The 15,942-nt window shown below is 50.8% G+C and carries 16 protein-coding genes and 5 tRNA genes; 18 read left to right on the top strand and 3 right to left on the bottom strand.

All coding sequences use genetic code 11. From position 1 onward, the window contains the following. Positions 1-17 precede the first annotated feature (17 nt). Positions 18-1,406, bottom strand: a complete 1,389-nt coding sequence (gene glmL / locus WC7_RS18300; RefSeq protein ID WP_016152307.1) for a methylaspartate mutase accessory protein GlmL — start codon at positions 1,404-1,406, stop codon at positions 18-20. Next, the gene (gene glmS, locus WC7_RS18295; RefSeq protein ID WP_016152308.1) at positions 1,406-1,855 is read right to left on the bottom strand and encodes a methylaspartate mutase subunit S; all 450 of its coding nucleotides are present in this window, start codon (positions 1,853-1,855) and stop codon (positions 1,406-1,408) included. The genes glmL and glmS overlap by 1 nt, the downstream gene beginning before the upstream one ends. Before the next feature lie 1,218 nt (positions 1,856-3,073). On the opposite strand from glmS, the gene cydA reads away from it, so the two are divergent. The 18 genes from cydA to pnuC all read left to right on the top strand — a co-directional run bounded on the left by cydA (position 3,074) and on the right by pnuC (position 14,981). Then, entirely contained in the window at positions 3,074-4,642 is a 1,569-nt protein-coding gene (gene cydA, locus WC7_RS18290; RefSeq protein ID WP_016152309.1) for a cytochrome ubiquinol oxidase subunit I, read from the top strand. Between the two features lie 15 nt (positions 4,643-4,657). Beyond that, complete coding sequence (gene cydB, locus WC7_RS18285; RefSeq protein ID WP_016152310.1) at positions 4,658-5,797, top strand: cytochrome d ubiquinol oxidase subunit II; 1,140 nt, start codon at positions 4,658-4,660, stop codon at positions 5,795-5,797. Positions 5,798-5,811: 14 nt separating this feature from the next. Then, positions 5,812-5,925, top strand: a complete 114-nt coding sequence (gene cydX / locus WC7_RS25215; protein ID WP_003022970.1) for a cytochrome bd-I oxidase subunit CydX — start codon at positions 5,812-5,814, stop codon at positions 5,923-5,925. Next, entirely contained in the window at positions 5,925-6,218 is a 294-nt protein-coding gene (ybgE, locus tag WC7_RS18280) for a cyd operon protein YbgE (protein ID WP_016152311.1), read from the top strand. The genes cydX and ybgE overlap by 1 nt, the downstream gene beginning before the upstream one ends. A gap of 330 nt (positions 6,219-6,548) precedes the next feature. Then, complete coding sequence (gene ybgC, locus WC7_RS18275) at positions 6,549-6,953, top strand: tol-pal system-associated acyl-CoA thioesterase (protein WP_003831439.1); 405 nt, start codon at positions 6,549-6,551, stop codon at positions 6,951-6,953. Continuing rightward, complete coding sequence (gene tolQ, locus WC7_RS18270) at positions 6,950-7,642, top strand: Tol-Pal system protein TolQ (protein WP_016152312.1); 693 nt, start codon at positions 6,950-6,952, stop codon at positions 7,640-7,642. Before ybgC ends, tolQ begins: the two co-directional genes overlap by 4 nt. A 3-nt stretch (positions 7,643-7,645) precedes the next feature. After that, a complete protein-coding gene (gene tolR, locus WC7_RS18265; protein WP_003022978.1) occupies positions 7,646-8,074 on the top strand; it encodes a colicin uptake protein TolR in 429 nt (142 codons plus the stop codon). A 64-nt stretch (positions 8,075-8,138) separates the two neighbouring features. Then, the gene (gene tolA, locus WC7_RS18260; RefSeq protein WP_016152313.1) at positions 8,139-9,395 is read left to right on the top strand and encodes a cell envelope integrity protein TolA; all 1,257 of its coding nucleotides are present in this window, start codon (positions 8,139-8,141) and stop codon (positions 9,393-9,395) included. Positions 9,396-9,522: 127 nt separating this feature from the next. Beyond that, positions 9,523-10,815, top strand: coding sequence for a Tol-Pal system beta propeller repeat protein TolB (tolB, locus tag WC7_RS18255; RefSeq protein ID WP_003022981.1), 1,293 nt, complete (start codon positions 9,523-9,525; stop codon positions 10,813-10,815). A gap of 34 nt (positions 10,816-10,849) precedes the next feature. Next, positions 10,850-11,368, top strand: coding sequence for a peptidoglycan-associated lipoprotein Pal (gene pal / locus WC7_RS18250; protein ID WP_003022983.1), 519 nt, complete (start codon positions 10,850-10,852; stop codon positions 11,366-11,368). A 9-nt stretch (positions 11,369-11,377) separates the two neighbouring features. Next, positions 11,378-12,166 carry a cell division protein CpoB gene (gene cpoB, locus WC7_RS18245; RefSeq protein WP_016152314.1) on the top strand — a complete coding sequence of 263 codons (789 nt, stop codon included), beginning with the start codon at positions 11,378-11,380 and terminating at the stop codon, positions 12,164-12,166. Between the two features lie 165 nt (positions 12,167-12,331). Next, positions 12,332-12,407, top strand: a tRNA-Lys gene (locus WC7_RS18240). A gap of 26 nt (positions 12,408-12,433) precedes the next feature. Beyond that, positions 12,434-12,509 (top strand) — tRNA-Val (locus WC7_RS18235). A 3-nt stretch (positions 12,510-12,512) separates the two neighbouring features. After that, positions 12,513-12,588 (top strand) — tRNA-Lys (locus WC7_RS18230). 149 nt (positions 12,589-12,737) lie between these two features. Beyond that, positions 12,738-12,813 (top strand) — tRNA-Lys (locus WC7_RS18225). A 32-nt stretch (positions 12,814-12,845) separates the two neighbouring features. Then, positions 12,846-12,921, top strand: a tRNA-Lys gene (locus tag WC7_RS18220). Between the two features lie 269 nt (positions 12,922-13,190). After that, positions 13,191-14,234 (top strand): quinolinate synthase NadA, encoded by a 1,044-nt coding sequence (gene nadA / locus WC7_RS18215; RefSeq protein WP_016152315.1) that lies wholly within the window; start codon positions 13,191-13,193, stop codon positions 14,232-14,234. 27 nt (positions 14,235-14,261) lie between these two features. Then, positions 14,262-14,981, top strand: a complete 720-nt coding sequence (gene pnuC / locus WC7_RS18210; protein ID WP_016152316.1) for a nicotinamide riboside transporter PnuC — start codon at positions 14,262-14,264, stop codon at positions 14,979-14,981. Here pnuC and zitB read toward each other — a convergent pair. Further along, positions 14,978-15,919 carry a CDF family zinc transporter ZitB gene (gene zitB, locus WC7_RS18205; RefSeq protein WP_016152317.1) on the bottom strand — a complete coding sequence of 314 codons (942 nt, stop codon included), beginning with the start codon at positions 15,917-15,919 and terminating at the stop codon, positions 14,978-14,980. The two genes, pnuC and zitB, sit on opposite strands and share 4 nt — an antisense overlap. Positions 15,920-15,942 lie beyond the last annotated feature (23 nt).

The raw sequence follows: 15,942 nt of genomic DNA on the forward strand, positions 1-15,942 counted from the left end.
CGTAGCTGCCTTAAGTTTTATAGGGTTAAACACTGAATGCTGGTGCGAGCAGCGGCTTGCGGGTACAGCCTGGCGACGTTTGCCAGTAGCGGGAGCAGGCCATTTGAATCGCGGTAATACTCAAACTGATTCGGTAACAAAATTCTTTTACCCTGGTCGTCCAGCTCCCGGTATTTGAGCCAGTTTTGGATATCGAACTGGCTGGCGCGAGAGAGCCATCCCCCTGAACCGACGACTTTGCGTACGGTGGTGAGATCGCGACCCATCTGTAAATCCACGTTACCCACGCAGGTGCAAACCTGCTTTTTAGTGCCCGCGTGGCGCTCAGCGGCATAGCCCACGCACAAACCTGCCAGCAGGGTGTCGAAATACTTCTCCTCCTCGCTGAGCGGCAGGTAATCCGGTTGCCCAACCAGATGACGCAGGTAGCGGTAAAACGCTTCCTCGCGCTGCGGTTGTTGGGCGAAGATGACTTTCACCATATCCTGCGTGCTTTCTCCCACCACGACGGCGGAAACGCGCATTCCCAGGTCGCCTTCAACGGTACGTTTGACGAACGGTTCAGGAACACCATGCAGGACGGTATCGGGGGAGAGGGTATTCGCGCTGGCCGAATAGACATCCGTGGTGGCTCCGCCCATATCAATCAGCATGAATTCCTTCCATGCGCTGTCGTAATCGCTAATGGCTTTGACTAACTCATATACCGTCCATGGCGTCGGCATTGGCTCTTCACCGGTTTCGCCGACGATGACGTCCAGACCTTTACCTTTGACAATGCGTGACAAGAACACATCGCAAATCGCCTGGCGCGCGGCAAACGGATTCGGGTGATCGAGGTCAGGCAGAATGTTGTCTACCGTGGTCAGATCTTTATGTCCCAGAATCGTTTGTATTTCGTCCTGAATGTCCCGATTTCCAGCGTAGATAATGGCGCAATCAAGCGTTGAGCCTGCCAGCGCATGCGCATTCGCCAGGCCGTAGCTTTCTTCGCCACCGTCAGTACCGCCGGTAAACAACAGAATGTCTGGCGGTGATGATTCCAGCTCCTGGATGTCATGCCGGTTCAGTTTGTACGAATAATATTGCGCGATTTTCGCTCCTGCCGAATGGGCGGTAACTTTTGCTGATTCCAGCGTAATGGAAGGCACCAGCCCCATTGCTGCAACGGCGAGTCCACCCTTGGCCGAGGAGGAGTATTTCAACTGCACTTCACCACTTTTCAGTAACGGGCGAGCATCGGCAACGTTCAGCACCTGATTCAGGCTGGCAAAAAAACCGTCTGCCAGATGATGTGTGGTGGTTGGGGTCAGGACATGGTTTACCAGGGTTAATTCTTCGCCTTCATGGGCGAAGAGGGCAGCCTTGGTCCATGTCGAGCCGATATCGACAGAAACTGTTTGCATCAGATAGCCTCTTCCAGGCAACGCTGCTCGAGGCCATTGTGTTGGCGAATATCATTGGTGATAAGCGCGCAGACATCTTCCAGGTCGTGGCTCGGTGCGAAGACGCGGTTAAAACCCATCTCCTTAAACTTCACTTCCACATCGCCGAAGTCATGTTTACCAACTACCAGGTTGCCACCGACGTACAGCAGAATGTCGCCGAGGCCGCGTTCGATGCAGCGCTCACGTAACCCGAGGCAGTCAATGTCGCCATGACCGTAGATAGAGGACACCACGATGGCATCGGCGCCTGTTTCAATCGCGGCATCAATATATTCATCCTGGCTCACCATCACCCCGAGGTTGATTACGTGAAAATCATGAGCAGTAAAAACGCGATCCAGAACTTTATTACCTACTGCATGGCAGTCAGCACCGATGACGCCAATAACAAGTGTAGATTTCTTCATGGGTAATCCTCTGTAGGGCTGATGGTCAATAAGTGAAAATTATTTTCTAATATTTAGAACATGGCTTGTGACAACCTCTTAATAAGGTCGGAGTTTCTGTGTAAGCGGAAAAGGAAGCAATTGATCTATTTTCAAAATATCCTGCGCAAAATGATTGTTATATTTTTTATTTATAAAAATCCTTGTTTATCATATGGTTGGGTGTTGTTTTTGCGTTTTTTTTTAATTCACCAGGAAAATGAAGAATAAATGACTTGCCATGTTTGTGATCGAAATCTTATTTTGTTGTGCGTCTCATTCATGTGTCATTTTTTATAATTTAAAAAATTATCTTTACTAAATAACTTGTGAACGGGATAACGGTTTTTTATTTTTTAATCTTATATGACATAATTATATTTTGTTAAATTTAAGATAAAAATGATAATGAATTGTTTGTGGCATATTTAAACGTTGCCACATAAGAGAAAAAGAGAAGTGAGTGATAACTTTCAGTGATGCTTTAAGCGAAACGCCTGCGCTGTGCTGAGGAACGTCAAACCCAATGCGTCTGTCAATGAGGGACGCTTTCGCTTCCATTTGAGATAGTTACATCTTGGTGTTAATTATAAGTAAAAATTAAATGAATAATTTGTATGAAATAACAATTCCATGACTTGCTAAACAAAAAACTGTGAGCTACCCGGCAATAGTGACTCTTTATCTGCTGGCAATTTTGTCAGTCGGGCGGGTTAAAAGATCGTGTAGATTTAAATAAATATCCTATCATTTGTAGTAACGGCAATTACTCATTGAAAAACATACCGTTAACATGGCGTTCACTAGTCGCCTGACTGTTAAACACTATTAACATTAAATTTGAAAATTGATTTAAATCAATGTTTAAAACTTGGTAAACGGCCACAAAAGAGGTTAAATTGCTGCAGATCAAATTGGTCTGAAAGTGATAAATTAGCTATAAATTGATCACTATCGAAAAATGCAAATTTACCTCGATAAAAACCTGTTTATTGTAAGGATTTTACGGCGTAATATAATTGCGGGATCAATTTGAGTGTTTTATTAACATGTTTGTAACCTTTCATCATTGTCCTTTCTTCAAATGAGAAGAAAGAGCAGCGGCGGAGGGAAGCAGATAAATTTGTATTGGGGCATGCGTGTGACCCTTTCTAACGGGGTTCACTCTCGGAGTCTTCATGCGATGAGCAAGGAGTCATGATGTTAGATATAGTCGAACTGTCGCGCTTACAGTTTGCCTTGACCGCGATGTACCACTTCCTGTTTGTGCCACTGACGCTAGGTATGGCGTTCTTGCTGGCCATCATGGAAACGGTCTACGTCCTTTCCGGCAAACAGATTTATAAAGATATGACCAAGTTCTGGGGCAAGTTGTTTGGTATCAACTTCGCTCTGGGTGTGGCAACCGGTCTGACCATGGAGTTCCAGTTCGGGACTAACTGGTCTTACTACTCCCACTATGTAGGGGATATTTTCGGTGCGCCGCTGGCGATCGAAGGTTTGATGGCCTTCTTCCTCGAATCCACCTTTGTAGGTCTGTTCTTCTTCGGCTGGGACCGTTTGGGTAAAGTCCAGCATATGTGCGTCACCTGGCTGGTGGCTCTGGGTTCTAACCTGTCCGCACTGTGGATTCTGGTTGCGAACGGCTGGATGCAAAACCCAATCGCCGCGGATTTCAACTTTGAAACCATGCGCATGGAGATGCTGAGCTTCTCTGAACTGGTGCTCAACCCGGTAGCACAGGTGAAATTTGTTCACACTGTGGCATCTGGTTATGTTTGTGGCGCGATGTTCGTTCTGGGGATCAGCTCCTACTATATGCTGCGCGGTCGTGACTTCGCGTTTGCTAAACGTTCTTTTGCAATCGCCGCCAGCTTTGGTATGGCTGCTATTCTGTCTGTTATCGTTCTGGGTGATGAATCCGGTTACGAAATGGGTGACGTGCAGAAAACCAAACTCGCTGCTATTGAAGCAGAATGGGAAACGCAGCCTGCACCGGCTTCCTTTACCCTGTTCGGTATTCCGGACCAGGATGCGCAGGAAAACCATTTTGCGATTCAAATTCCTTATGCGCTGGGCATCATTGCCACCCGCTCTGTTGATACACCGGTCATTGGTCTGAAAGACCTGATGGTGCAGCACGAAGAGCGCATCCGTAACGGGATGAAAGCGTATCAACTGCTGGAAGAACTGCGTGCAGGAACTACCGATCAGGCCGTTCGCGACCAGTTCAACAGCATGAAGAAAGACCTGGGTTATGGTCTGCTGCTGAAACGCTATACGGATAACGTCACCGACGCGACCGAAGCGCAAATTCAGCAGGCAACGAAAGATTCTATTCCTCGCGTTGCGCCGCTGTACTTCGCTTTCCGTATTATGGTGGCGTGCGGCATTCTGATGCTGGCAATCATCGCAGTGTCCTTCTGGACCGTGATTCGTAACCGTATCGGTGAGAAAAAATGGCTGCTGCGCACCGCGCTGTATGCGATTCCTCTGCCGTGGATTGCCATTGAATCCGGTTGGTTTGTTGCAGAGTACGGCCGCCAACCGTGGGCGATTGGTGAAGTGTTACCAACAGCCGTAGCGAACTCTTCGCTGACCGCTGGCGACCTCATCTTCTCGATGCTGTTGATTTGCGGCCTGTATACCCTGTTCCTGGTGGCTGAACTGTATCTGATGTTCAAGTTCGCACGCCTTGGGCCGAGTAGCCTGAAAACCGGTCGTTATCACTACGAGCAGTCCACTGTGACTTCTCAGCCGGCACGCTAAGACAGGAGTCGTCAAATGATCGATTATGAAGTATTGCGTTTTATCTGGTGGCTGCTGGTTGGCATTCTGCTGATTGGTTTCGCGGTCACTGATGGCTTCGACATGGGGGTGGGCATGCTCACCCGTTTCCTCGGTCGTAATGATACCGAGCGTCGAATTATGATTAACTCCATCGCCCCGCACTGGGACGGTAACCAGGTTTGGCTCATCACCGCGGGTGGCGCACTGTTCGCTGCCTGGCCGATGGTGTATGCCGCTGCGTTCTCCGGTTTCTATGTGGCGATGATCCTGGTACTGGCGTCTTTGTTCTTCCGTCCGGTCGGTTTTGATTACCGCTCCAAGATTGAAGACATGCGCTGGCGCAACATGTGGGACTGGGGCATCTTCATTGGTAGCTTCGTTCCACCGCTGGTTATTGGCGTGGCGTTCGGCAACCTGCTGCAAGGGGTTCCGTTCCACGTAGACGACTACATGCGTTTGTACTACACCGGTAACTTCTTCCAGTTGCTGAATCCGTTTGGTCTGCTGGCGGGTGTCGTGAGTGTTGGGATGATCATCACCCAGGGCGCGACCTATCTGCAAATGCGTACGGTAGGTGAACTGCATCTGCGTGCGCGTGCAACGTCGCAGGTTGCGGCACTGGTCACTATGGTCTGCTTCGCGCTGGCTGGTGTGTGGGTGATTTACGGTATTGACGGTTATGTTGTGACCTCAGCACTGGATCATCATGCCGCCTCTAACCCGCTGACCAAAGAAGTGGCTCGCGTGGCTGGCGCATGGATGGTGAACTTTAACAATGCACCTATCCTGTGGCTGGTTCCTGCACTGGGCGTGGTTCTGCCGCTGTTGACCATCCTGACTTCTCGTATGGAGAAAGGGGCATGGGCGTTCGTCTTCTCTTCACTGACGTTAGCCTGCATCATCCTGACGGCTGGTATCGCAATGTTCCCGTTTGTGATGCCATCCAGCACCATGATGAACGCAAGTCTGACCATGTGGGATGCAACGTCCAGCCAGCTGACGCTGAATCTGATGACGTATGTAGCTTGTGTGTTCGTTCCGATCATTCTGCTGTACACCGGCTGGTGTTACTGGAAGATGTTCGGTCGCATCACCAAAGAAGATATTGAAAGCAACACCCACTCTCTGTACTAAGTAAGGAGCTTAAAATGTGGTATTTCGCATGGATTTTGGGAACGCTTCTTGCCTGTGCATTTGGGATAATCACAGCGCTGGCGCTTGAGCACGTTGAATCAGGCAAAGCCGGACAAGAAGATAGCTGATGACCAACATTATCGCGATGCAGTATAACGCGATGGACAAGCGCCCCTTGCGGGCGCTTTCCTTTGTGCTGGCAATCGTGTTGGCTGGTTGCATATTCTGGGATCCGTCACGTTTCGCGGCCAAAACCAGTGAGCTGGAAATCTGGCATGGTCTCCTGCTGATGTGGGCGGTCTGCGCAGGCATCATTCACGGCGTTGGTTTTCGTCCTCGCGCCGTACACTGGCAGGGCATTTTCTGCCCGCTAATCGCAGATATCGTCCTGGTTGTTGGTCTGATTTTCTTCTTCTTTTGAATAAGAAACATCCTTAAAAATTTATGGGCTTGCATAAGCCCATAAATTTTTACTCTCCGTTTACTTTCCCCCATTCCAAACCACCATTCCCGCGCGTATAGTAGCGAAGTTTGAAAGCATTAACCTAAGGTTGTGCCCTGGAGTTGTGTGCGGTGGCGACACTGGACCATCAGGACGCAACTTAATTGCATTACCGGGATGTAAAGTGAATACAGCGCGATATACAACGACATTCTTGAAGCATCGCGGCGGCAAGAACGCGAGTCACCAGGCGCTTACAAAGTTAAGCGACCGGTGTGAGTGGGCGAAGCCAACAAAGAGGCAGTAAGAATGAACAAGTATATGTTTCGATGGCCGGTTCGTGTCTACTATGAAGACACCGATGCCGGAGGGGTGGTTTACCACGCCAGCTACGTCGCTTTTTACGAAAGAGCACGCACAGAAATGCTGCGTCATCATCACTTCAGTCAGCAGGTCCTGTTGGCTGAACGTGTAGCCTTTGTGGTGCGCAAGATGACGCTGGAGTATTTTGCGCCTGCCCGGCTCGACGATATGCTCGAAGTCCAAACCGAAATTACGTCAATGCGTGGCACCTCATTGGTTTTCACGCAACGCATTGTCAACGCAGAGAACACCGTGCTGAATGAAGCCGAAGTTCTGATTGTTTGCGTTGATCCACTCAAAATGAAGCCTCGTGCGCTTCCCAAGTCTATTGTCGCGGAGTTTAAGCAGTGACTGACATGAATATCCTTGATTTGTTCCTGAAGGCAAGCCTTCTGGTTAAACTTATCATGTTGATTTTGATTGGTTTCTCAATCGCATCCTGGGCCATTATTATCCAGCGGACCCGTATTCTTAATGCGGCTTCACGTGAAGCCGAAGCATTTGAAGACAAGTTCTGGTCCGGCATTGAATTGTCGCGCCTGTATCAGGAAAGCCAGGGGCGTCGTGATAACCTGGTGGGCTCGGAACAAATTTTCTACAGCGGATTCAAAGAGTTTGCGCGTCTGCATCGGGCGAATAGTCATGCGCCGGAAGCGGTCGTTGAGGGGGCATCCCGTGCGATGCGTATCTCGATGAACCGTGAACTGGAAACGCTGGAAACGCATATTCCATTCCTCGGCACCGTCGGCTCCATCAGCCCGTATATCGGTCTGTTCGGTACCGTTTGGGGGATCATGCACGCATTTATCGCGTTAGGCGCGGTAAAACAGGCAACGCTGCAAATGGTCGCACCGGGTATCGCGGAAGCGTTGATTGCAACGGCTATCGGTCTGTTTGCGGCAATCCCGGCGGTTATGGCTTACAACCGACTGAATCAGCGCGTGAACAAGCTGGAACTGAATTACGACAACTTTATGGAAGAGTTCACCGCGATTCTGCACCGCCAGGCGTTTACCGTTAGCGAGAGCAACAAGGGGTAAGCCATGGCCAGAACGCGTGGACGAGGTCGTCGCGAACTCAAGTCCGAAATCAATATTGTACCGCTGCTCGACGTACTACTGGTGCTGTTGCTGATCTTTATGGCAACTGCGCCGATTATTACGCAGAGTGTGGAAGTCGACCTGCCGGATGCGACCGAATCGCAAGCTGTCAGCAGTAACGACGAACCGCCGGTCATTATTGAAGTTTCCGGGATAGGGCAATACAGCGTGGTCGTTGAGAAAGATCGTATGGATCAACTGCCGCCGGAGCAGGTTATCGCGGAAGCGAAAAGTCGCCTGCAGACCAATCCGAAAACGGTCTTTTTAATCGGTGGTGCGAAAGACGTGCCTTATGATGAAATAATTAAAGCGCTGAACTTGTTACACAGTGCAGGCGTAAAATCGGTTGGCTTGATGACGCAGCCAATCTGATGACTGCGTTTTGCTGGCTTGAAAGATAGCGCGTAACAGGCGAACAGTTTTTTGGGAACCGAGAGTGTCAAAGGCAACCGAACAAAACGACAAGCTCAAAAGGGCGATAATTATTTCAGCGGTGCTGCATGTCATTTTATTTGCAGCGCTGATCTGGAGTTCGTTCGATGAGCACATTGATGCTTCAGCCGGCGGCGGTGGCGGTTCGTCCATCGACGCCGTTATGGTCGATCCTGGCGCCGTTGTGCAACAGTACGACAGGCAGCAGCAACAGCAGGCAAGTGCTAAACGTGCAGAAGAGCAGCGTGAAAAACAGGCGCAGCAGCAAGCTGAGGAACTTCGCGAGAAGCAGGCGGCCGAGCAAGAGCGACTGAAGCAACTTGAAAAAGAACGTTTAGCCGCGCAGGAAAAAGTGCGCGAACAGGCGGAACAGCAGAAACAGGCCGAAGCCGCCGCCGCGAAAGCGCAAGAGCAACAGAAACAGGCTGAAGAAGCTGCGGCGAAGGCTGCTGCAGACGCGAAGGCCAAAGCTGATGCTCAGGCGAAACAAGCGGCAGATGCCGCGAAGAAAGCCGCTGCGGACGCACAGAAAAAAGCAGAGGCTGAAGCCGCTAAAGCCGCCGCTGATGCGAAGAAAATTGCCGAAGCACAAGCTGCTAAGGCTGCCGCAGACGCTGCGAAGAAAGCTCAGGCTGAAGCCGCTAAGCAAGCAGCAGCCGAGAAAGCTGCTGCAGAGAAAGCAGAAAAAGCCGCTGCCGCGAAAGCTGCCGCTGCTGAAAAGGCTGCGGCTGATAAGAAAGCCGCAGCGGAAAAAGCAGCAGCAGATAAAAAAGCTGCAGCCGAGAAAGCCGCTGCCGATAAGAAAGCTGCGGCAGATAAAGCGGCGGCTGCGAAAAAGGCTGCGGCCGAAAAAGCAGCTGCAGCCTCTGGCGTTGACGACTTGTTGGGCGACTTAAGCTCCGGTAAGAATGCACCGAAATCGGGTGGTGGAGCGAAAGGAAACGGTCAACCGGCGAAAGATAGTGGTACAAGTGGTGCAAATGGCGGTGCATCTGGCGCTGATATCAGTGCTTACGCATCTCAAATTCGTAATGCGATCCAGAGCCGTCTGTATGGTGCCGATTTGTATGCGGGTAAATCTTGCGTATTACATATCAAGTTAGCACCCGATGGTCTGTTACTGGATGTGACCGAAGAGGGCGGAGATCCGGCATTGTGTCAGGCTGCGCTGACGGCTGCGAAAACAGCCAGAATTCCTAAACCGCCTAGCCAGGCTGTTTATGAAAAAGTAAAAGATGCCAAGCTGGACTTTAAACTGTAATAACGTCCCTGAGAATTCAGGGGAAACGGTCTAAGGTTGAGACAGCGTTCTGGTAGTTTTGTGTATTTGAGTTTGTTAACATTCTGCTAAATTATCGTGGGCTTTCCGTCCAGATAAGGGAGATATGATGAAGCAGGCATTACGAGTAGCATTTGGTTTTCTGATGCTGTGGGCAGCGGTGCTGCACGCAGAAGTACGTATCGAGATCACCCAGGGGGTGGATTCGGCACGCCCGATTGGTGTTGTCCCATTCCAGTGGGCAGGGCCGGGTGCTGCACCTGAAGATATCGGTGGTATCGTAGGCGCTGACCTGCGTAACAGCGGTAAATTTAATCCGTTAGACCGTTCTCGCCTGCCACAGCAGCCGGGTACCGCACAGGAAGTTCAACCTGCCGCATGGTCTGCGCTGGGTATTGATGCCGTGGTAGTAGGTCAGGTTACGCCAAATCCGGATGGTTCCTACAGCGTTGCTTATCAACTGGTAGATACCGGTGGCGCACCGGGTACCGTACTGGCACAGAACACCTATAAAGTGAACAAGCAGTGGTTGCGTTACGCGGGCCATACTGCAAGTGACGAAGTGTTTGAAAAACTGACCGGTATTAAAGGTGCATTCCGTACCCGTATCGCTTATGTTGTTCAGACGAACGGCGGCCAGTTCCCATACGAATTACGTGTATCCGACTACGATGGCTACAACCAGTTCGTGGTACACCGTTCTCCGCAGCCGCTGATGTCTCCGGCATGGTCTCCGGACGGTTCAAAGCTGGCATATGTCACTTTCGAAAGCGGTCGTTCTGCGCTGGTTATTCAGACGTTGTCTAATGGCGCGGTTCGTCAGGTAGCGTCGTTCCCACGTCACAACGGTGCACCTGCGTTTTCTCCGGATGGCAGCAAACTGGCGTTTGCCCTGTCTAAAACCGGTAGTCTGAACCTGTATGTCATGGACATTGGTTCCGGTCAGATCCGTCAGGTGACGGATGGTCGCAGCAACAACACGGAACCTACCTGGTTCCCGGACAGCCAAAACCTGGCCTTTACCTCTGACCAGGCCGGTCGTCCGCAGGTATATAAAGTTAACGTCAACGGCGGTGCTCCGCAGCGTATTACCTGGGAAGGTTCGCAAAACCAGGATGCGGATGTGAGCAGCGACGGTAAGTTTATGGTAATGGTAAGCTCAGCCAATGGTCAGCAGCACATTGCCAAACAAGATCTGGTAGCGGGTGGCGTACAAGTCCTGTCGTCAACGTTCCTGGATGAAACGCCAAGTCTGGCACCTAACGGCACTATGGTAATCTACAGCTCTTCTCAGGGGATGGGATCCGTGCTGAATTTGGTTTCTACAGATGGGCGTTTCAAAGCGCGTCTTCCGGCAACTGATGGTCAGGTTAAATTCCCTGCCTGGTCGCCGTATCTGTGATAATAAATAATTGATTAATAAAGGAATCATTGAAATGCAACTGAACAAAGTGCTGAAAGGGCTGATGATTGCTCTGCCTGTTATGGCTATTGCAGCGTGTTCTTCTAACAAGAACGCCAGCAATGACGGCAGCGAAGGCATGCTGGGTGCCGGCACTGGTATGGATGCAAACGGCAGCGGCAACATGTCTTCTGAAGAGCAAGCGCGTCTTCAGATGCAACAGCTGCAGCAGAACAACATCGTTTACTTCGATCTGGACAAGTACGATATCCGTTCTGACTTCGCTGCAATGCTGGATGCTCACGCTAACTTCCTGCGTAGCAACCCGTCTTACAAAGTCACCGTAGAAGGTCATGCGGACGAACGTGGTACTCCTGAGTACAACATCTCCCTGGGTGAGCGTCGTGCGAACGCCGTTAAGATGTACCTGCAGGGTAAAGGCGTTTCTGCTGACCAGATCTCCATCGTTTCTTACGGTAAAGAAAAACCTGCAGTACTGGGTCATGACGAAGCGGCTTACGCCAAAAACCGTCGCGCCGTACTGGTTTACTAAGAGAATTGCATGAGCAGTAACTTCAGACATCACCTGTTGAGTCTGTCGTTACTGGTTGGCATAGCGGCCCCTTGGGCCGCTTTTGCACAGGCGCCAATCAGTAGTGTCGGCTCAGGCTCGGTCGAAGACCGTGTCACTCAACTCGAGCGTATTTCTAACGCTCACAGTCAGCTTTTAACCCAACTCCAGCAACAACTCTCCGATAATCAGTCCGATATCGATTCCCTGCGTGGTCAAATTCAGGAAAATCAATATCAACTGAATCAGGTTGTTGAGCGACAGAAGCAGATATTGCTGCAGATGAATAATCTTGGCAGCGGTAGTGCGCCTGCGGCACAGTCTACAGGTGGCGATCAGAGTGGGGCGGCAACCCCTGTACCTGATGCGGGAGCTGCAGCAACGTCAGGTGCTCCCGTGCAAACTGGCGATGCGAATACCGATTACAATGCAGCGATTGCTCTGGTGCAGGATAAATCCCGCCAGGATGACGCGATTGAAGCATTCCAGAATTTCATCAAAAAGTACCCGGACTCTACTTACCTGCCCAATGCGAATTACTGGCTGGGTCAGTTGAATTACAACAAGGGTAAAAAAGATGATGCTGCGTTCTATTTTGCTTCGGTAGTTAAAAACTTCCCAAAATCACCTAAGGCTGCAGACGCGATGTATAAAGTCGGCGTCATCATGCAGGACAAAGGTGACACAGCAAAAGCTAAAGCGGTTTATCAGCAGGTTATCACTAAATATCCTGGCACTGATGGCGCAAAACAAGCGCAAAAACGCCTTGGCGCGATGTAATGACCACCATGCGACCAGAAATCGTGTTATTTCTGGTCGTGTCGTGTGATTCCTAAGCAGTTGAGTTATTTACATCGAAATTTTTGTTGCGCTAAAATCTGAAATCAGTAATATATGCCGCCGTTGCCAAGGGATATCAAACAGCCCGAAAGCGGCGAAAAAAGTGGGGCGTTAGCTCAGTTGGTAGAGCAGTTGACTTTTAATCAATTGGTCGCAGGTTCGAATCCTGCACGCCCCACCACTTAATGCAGTATCCAGCGTAGTATCGGGTGATTAGCTCAGCTGGGAGAGCACCTCCCTTACAAGGAGGGGGTCGGCGGTTCGAACCCGTCATCACCCACCACTCGGGGCGTTAGCTCAGTTGGTAGAGCAGTTGACTTTTAATCAATTGGTCGCAGGTTCGAATCCTGCACGCCCCACCAACTTTAACATTGTACTCAGGTGTTAAACGTGAAGGATAACGTTGCTTTAGCAACGGCCCGTTAGGGCGAGACGAAGTCGAGTCATCCTGCACGCCCCACCAATTCTTATATTGGTGTCGAGTAAAGAATTTTTCAGGTGACATCCGAGCGGGTCGTTAGCTCAGTTGGTAGAGCAGTTGACTTTTAATCAATTGGTCGCAGGTTCGAATCCTGCACGACCCACCATCCTGAATAATTGAAGCAGTAAACCCCATACGGGGGCGTTAGCTCAGTTGGTAGAGCAGTTGACTTTTAATCAATTGGTCGCAGGTTCGAATCCTGCACGCCCCACCAGTGTAAAAAGGCGCCCTAAAGGCGCCTTTTTGCTATCTGCGATTTATAAGATTGCCTGATGTCCTTTGCTTTTCAGCCTACAGACGACACTACTCCTGTAGGCCGGATAAGACGTCAGACGCCATCCGGCATTCATCACACGCAATTATTGTGACTTTTCTGCACCAATCCGCTATCTTGTTTAGCATACAAAACAAATCAAACCGAATATGGCGTGCGTCACGCTTTTAATCGGTTATTTCGTTAAGCCAGTGAAACGAGAAAGCAAGATGAGCGTGATGTTTGATCCAGAAGCAGCAATTTATCCGTTTCCGCCGAAGCCAGTACCGCTAAGTGTGGATGAAAAGCAATTTTATCGTGAAAAAATCAAGCGCCTGCTGAAAGAGCGTGATGCCGTTATGGTCGCGCATTATTACACCGATCCTGAAATTCAGCAGTTAGCGGAAGAGACCGGGGGCTGTATTTCTGATTCTCTGGAGATGGCGCGGTTCGGTGCAAAGCATTCTGCCTCTACGCTGCTGGTTGCGGGCGTGAGGTTTATGGGAGAAACTGCCAAAATTCTCAGCCCGGAAAAGACCATCCTGATGCCGACCTTACAGGCGGAATGTTCATTAGATCTGGGCTGTCCGATTGACGCGTTCAGCGCATTTTGCGACGCGCATCCGGATCGTACCGTGGTGGTTTACGCCAATACCTCTGCTGCCGTTAAAGCACGTGCGGACTGGGTCGTGACTTCCAGTATCGCGGTTGAACTTATTGAACATCTTGATAGTTTAGGTGAAAAAATCATCTGGGCTCCGGACAGACATCTGGGCAACTACGTGCAAAAACAGACCGGCGCAGACGTGCTCTGTTGGCAGGGGGCCTGTATCGTCCACGACGAGTTTAAAACCCAGGCTTTAACACGCATGAAAGGGCTTTACCCTGATGCCGCGGTGCTGGTGCACCCGGAGTCCCCTCAGTCTATCGTTGATATGGCAGATGCGGTTGGCTCAACCAGCCAGCTCATCAACGCGGCTAAATCGTTACCGCATAAGCAGTTGATTGTGGCGACTGACCGGGGCATTTTTTACAAAATGCAGCAGGCCGTTCCGGATAAAGAGCTGCTTGAAGCTCCGACGGCTGGCGAGGGGGCAACCTGTCGCAGCTGTGCGCATTGTCCGTGGATGGCGATGAATGGCCTGAAGGCGATTGCTGAGGGCCTGGAACATGGCGGCGCGGCTCATGAGATACATGTTGAGGACTCGCTAAGAGAAGGGGCGCTGTTGCCGTTAAACCGTATGTTGGAATTTGCGGCTACACTTCGAGCGTAATTATTTATTTTTGCTCTGGGGGAAAAGATGGACTTTTTTAGCACGCAGAACATTCTGGTACATATTCCGATTGGCGCGGGTGGTTACGATTTGTCGTGGATCGAAGCCGTGGGAACGATCGCCGGGTTGCTGTGTATTGGCCTGGCGAGCCTTGAGAAAATCAGCAATTACTTCTTCGGTCTGATAAACGTCACGCTGTTTGCAATTATCTTCTTTCAGATCCAGCTCTATGCCAGCTTGTTGCTGCAAGTTTTCTTCTTTGCCGCAAATATCTACGGCTGGTATGCCTGGTCCCGGCAAACCAACCAGCATGAAGCGGAACTGAAAATTCGCTGGCTACCGCTTCCAAAAGCGATCGGCTGGCTGGCGGCTTGCGTGGTGGCGATCGGCCTGATGTCGATCTATATCGATCCGGTCTTTGCGTTCCTGACAGGCATTGCAGTGAATATTATGCAGGCATTGGGATTACAGGTTGTTGTGCCTGAACTACAACCCGATGCATTCCCGTTCTGGGACTCCTGCATGATGGTGCTGTCGATTGCAGCGATGATCCTGATGACGCGCAAATACGTTGAAAACTGGCTGCTGTGGGTGATCATTAACGTCATTAGCGTGGTGATCTTTGCCCTGCAAGGCGTATATGCCATGTCGCTGGAATATATGATCCTGACGGTTATCGCCCTGAACGGTAGCAGGATGTGGATTAACAGCGCGCGTGAGCGGGGTTCCCACGCGCTTTCTCATTAATGGTGATGATGTGAATGGCCGGACACGCCCTGATACAGGTGACAGTCCGGCCCATTGCACGGCTGATACTCCATTTGGATTGTGGCGTGTTCAATCTGGTAGTGATGGATAAGGAAATGCTGAATACGCTCCAGCAACGCATCGTGATCGTGTGGCGGGATCACCTGAACATGCAGCGTCATTACCGGTTTTTCGCCCACCATCCAGACATGGACATGGTGAACGTTGCGGACTTCAGGAATATCCTGGCTGAGATGGCGCTGCAGTGCGGCGATATCCAGCGTCAGCGGGGCACCTTCCAGTAATTCATTAACGCTATCTTTTAGCAATCGCCAGGCGCTACGCAGCACCAGCACGGAAACCAGAATCGAGAGAATTGGGTCCGCGGGTGTCCAGCCCGTCCAGATAATAATCAGCGCAGCGATGATTGCCCCGACCGAGCCGAGTAAATCGCCCATCACATGCAGCGCCGCGGCGCGGACGTTCAGATTTTTCTCTTCACTGCCGCGATGTAAAACCCAAAAAGCGAGCACGTTGGCCAGTAGACCCGCGACAGCAATAACCATCATCATACCGCCAGCCACGGGGCGAGGTGTCTGGAAGCGCTCAATCGCCTCCCAGACGATTAAAATGGTGATAACGACCAATGCGATGGCATTAACAAATGCGGCCAGCGTCGTGAGCCTCAGCCAGCCGAAGGTGTGTCGTATTGTGGGCGGGCGACGGGAAAACCGGACGGCCAGCAGCGCGAAAAGCAGCGCCGCAGCATCCGTGAGCATATGCCCGGCGTCGGCCAGCAAGGCCAGTGAACCAGAAAGTATTCCACCCACCACTTCAACCAACATAAATCCGGCTGTAATGCAGAATGCGAACATCAGTCGGCGGGCATTATTGTCCTTGGGTTGCTCAGAGGAAGTATGAGTATGTGCGTGCGCCATTATGCCATCCCTTTGTTATTCTC

Origin of the sequence: Citrobacter sp. KTE151 (genome assembly GCF_000398845.1) — a bacterium.
Classification (GTDB): Bacteria; Pseudomonadota; Gammaproteobacteria; order Enterobacterales; family Enterobacteriaceae; genus Citrobacter; species Citrobacter braakii.

Bases quoted from the DNA above. Each gene is read 5' to 3' on its own strand.
- glmL (WP_016152307.1), bottom strand. From the start codon at position 1,406: ATGCAAACAGTTTCTGTCGATATCGGCTCGACATGGACCAAGGCTGCC.
- glmS (WP_016152308.1), bottom strand. From the start codon at position 1,855: ATGAAGAAATCTACACTTGTTATTGGCGTCATCGGTGCTGACTGCCAT.
- cydA (WP_016152309.1), top strand. From the start codon at position 3,074: ATGTTAGATATAGTCGAACTGTCGCGCTTACAGTTTGCCTTGACCGCG.
- cydB (WP_016152310.1), top strand. From the start codon at position 4,658: ATGATCGATTATGAAGTATTGCGTTTTATCTGGTGGCTGCTGGTTGGC.
- cydX (WP_003022970.1), top strand. From the start codon at position 5,812: ATGTGGTATTTCGCATGGATTTTGGGAACGCTTCTTGCCTGTGCATTT.
- ybgE (WP_016152311.1), top strand. From the start codon at position 5,925: ATGACCAACATTATCGCGATGCAGTATAACGCGATGGACAAGCGCCCC.
- ybgC (WP_003831439.1), top strand. From the start codon at position 6,549: ATGAACAAGTATATGTTTCGATGGCCGGTTCGTGTCTACTATGAAGAC.
- tolR (WP_003022978.1), top strand. From the start codon at position 7,646: ATGGCCAGAACGCGTGGACGAGGTCGTCGCGAACTCAAGTCCGAAATC.
- tolB (WP_003022981.1), top strand. From the start codon at position 9,523: ATGAAGCAGGCATTACGAGTAGCATTTGGTTTTCTGATGCTGTGGGCA.
- pal (WP_003022983.1), top strand. From the start codon at position 10,850: ATGCAACTGAACAAAGTGCTGAAAGGGCTGATGATTGCTCTGCCTGTT.
- cpoB (WP_016152314.1), top strand. From the start codon at position 11,378: ATGAGCAGTAACTTCAGACATCACCTGTTGAGTCTGTCGTTACTGGTT.
- nadA (WP_016152315.1), top strand. From the start codon at position 13,191: ATGAGCGTGATGTTTGATCCAGAAGCAGCAATTTATCCGTTTCCGCCG.
- pnuC (WP_016152316.1), top strand. From the start codon at position 14,262: ATGGACTTTTTTAGCACGCAGAACATTCTGGTACATATTCCGATTGGC.
- zitB (WP_016152317.1), bottom strand. From the start codon at position 15,919: ATGGCGCACGCACATACTCATACTTCCTCTGAGCAACCCAAGGACAAT.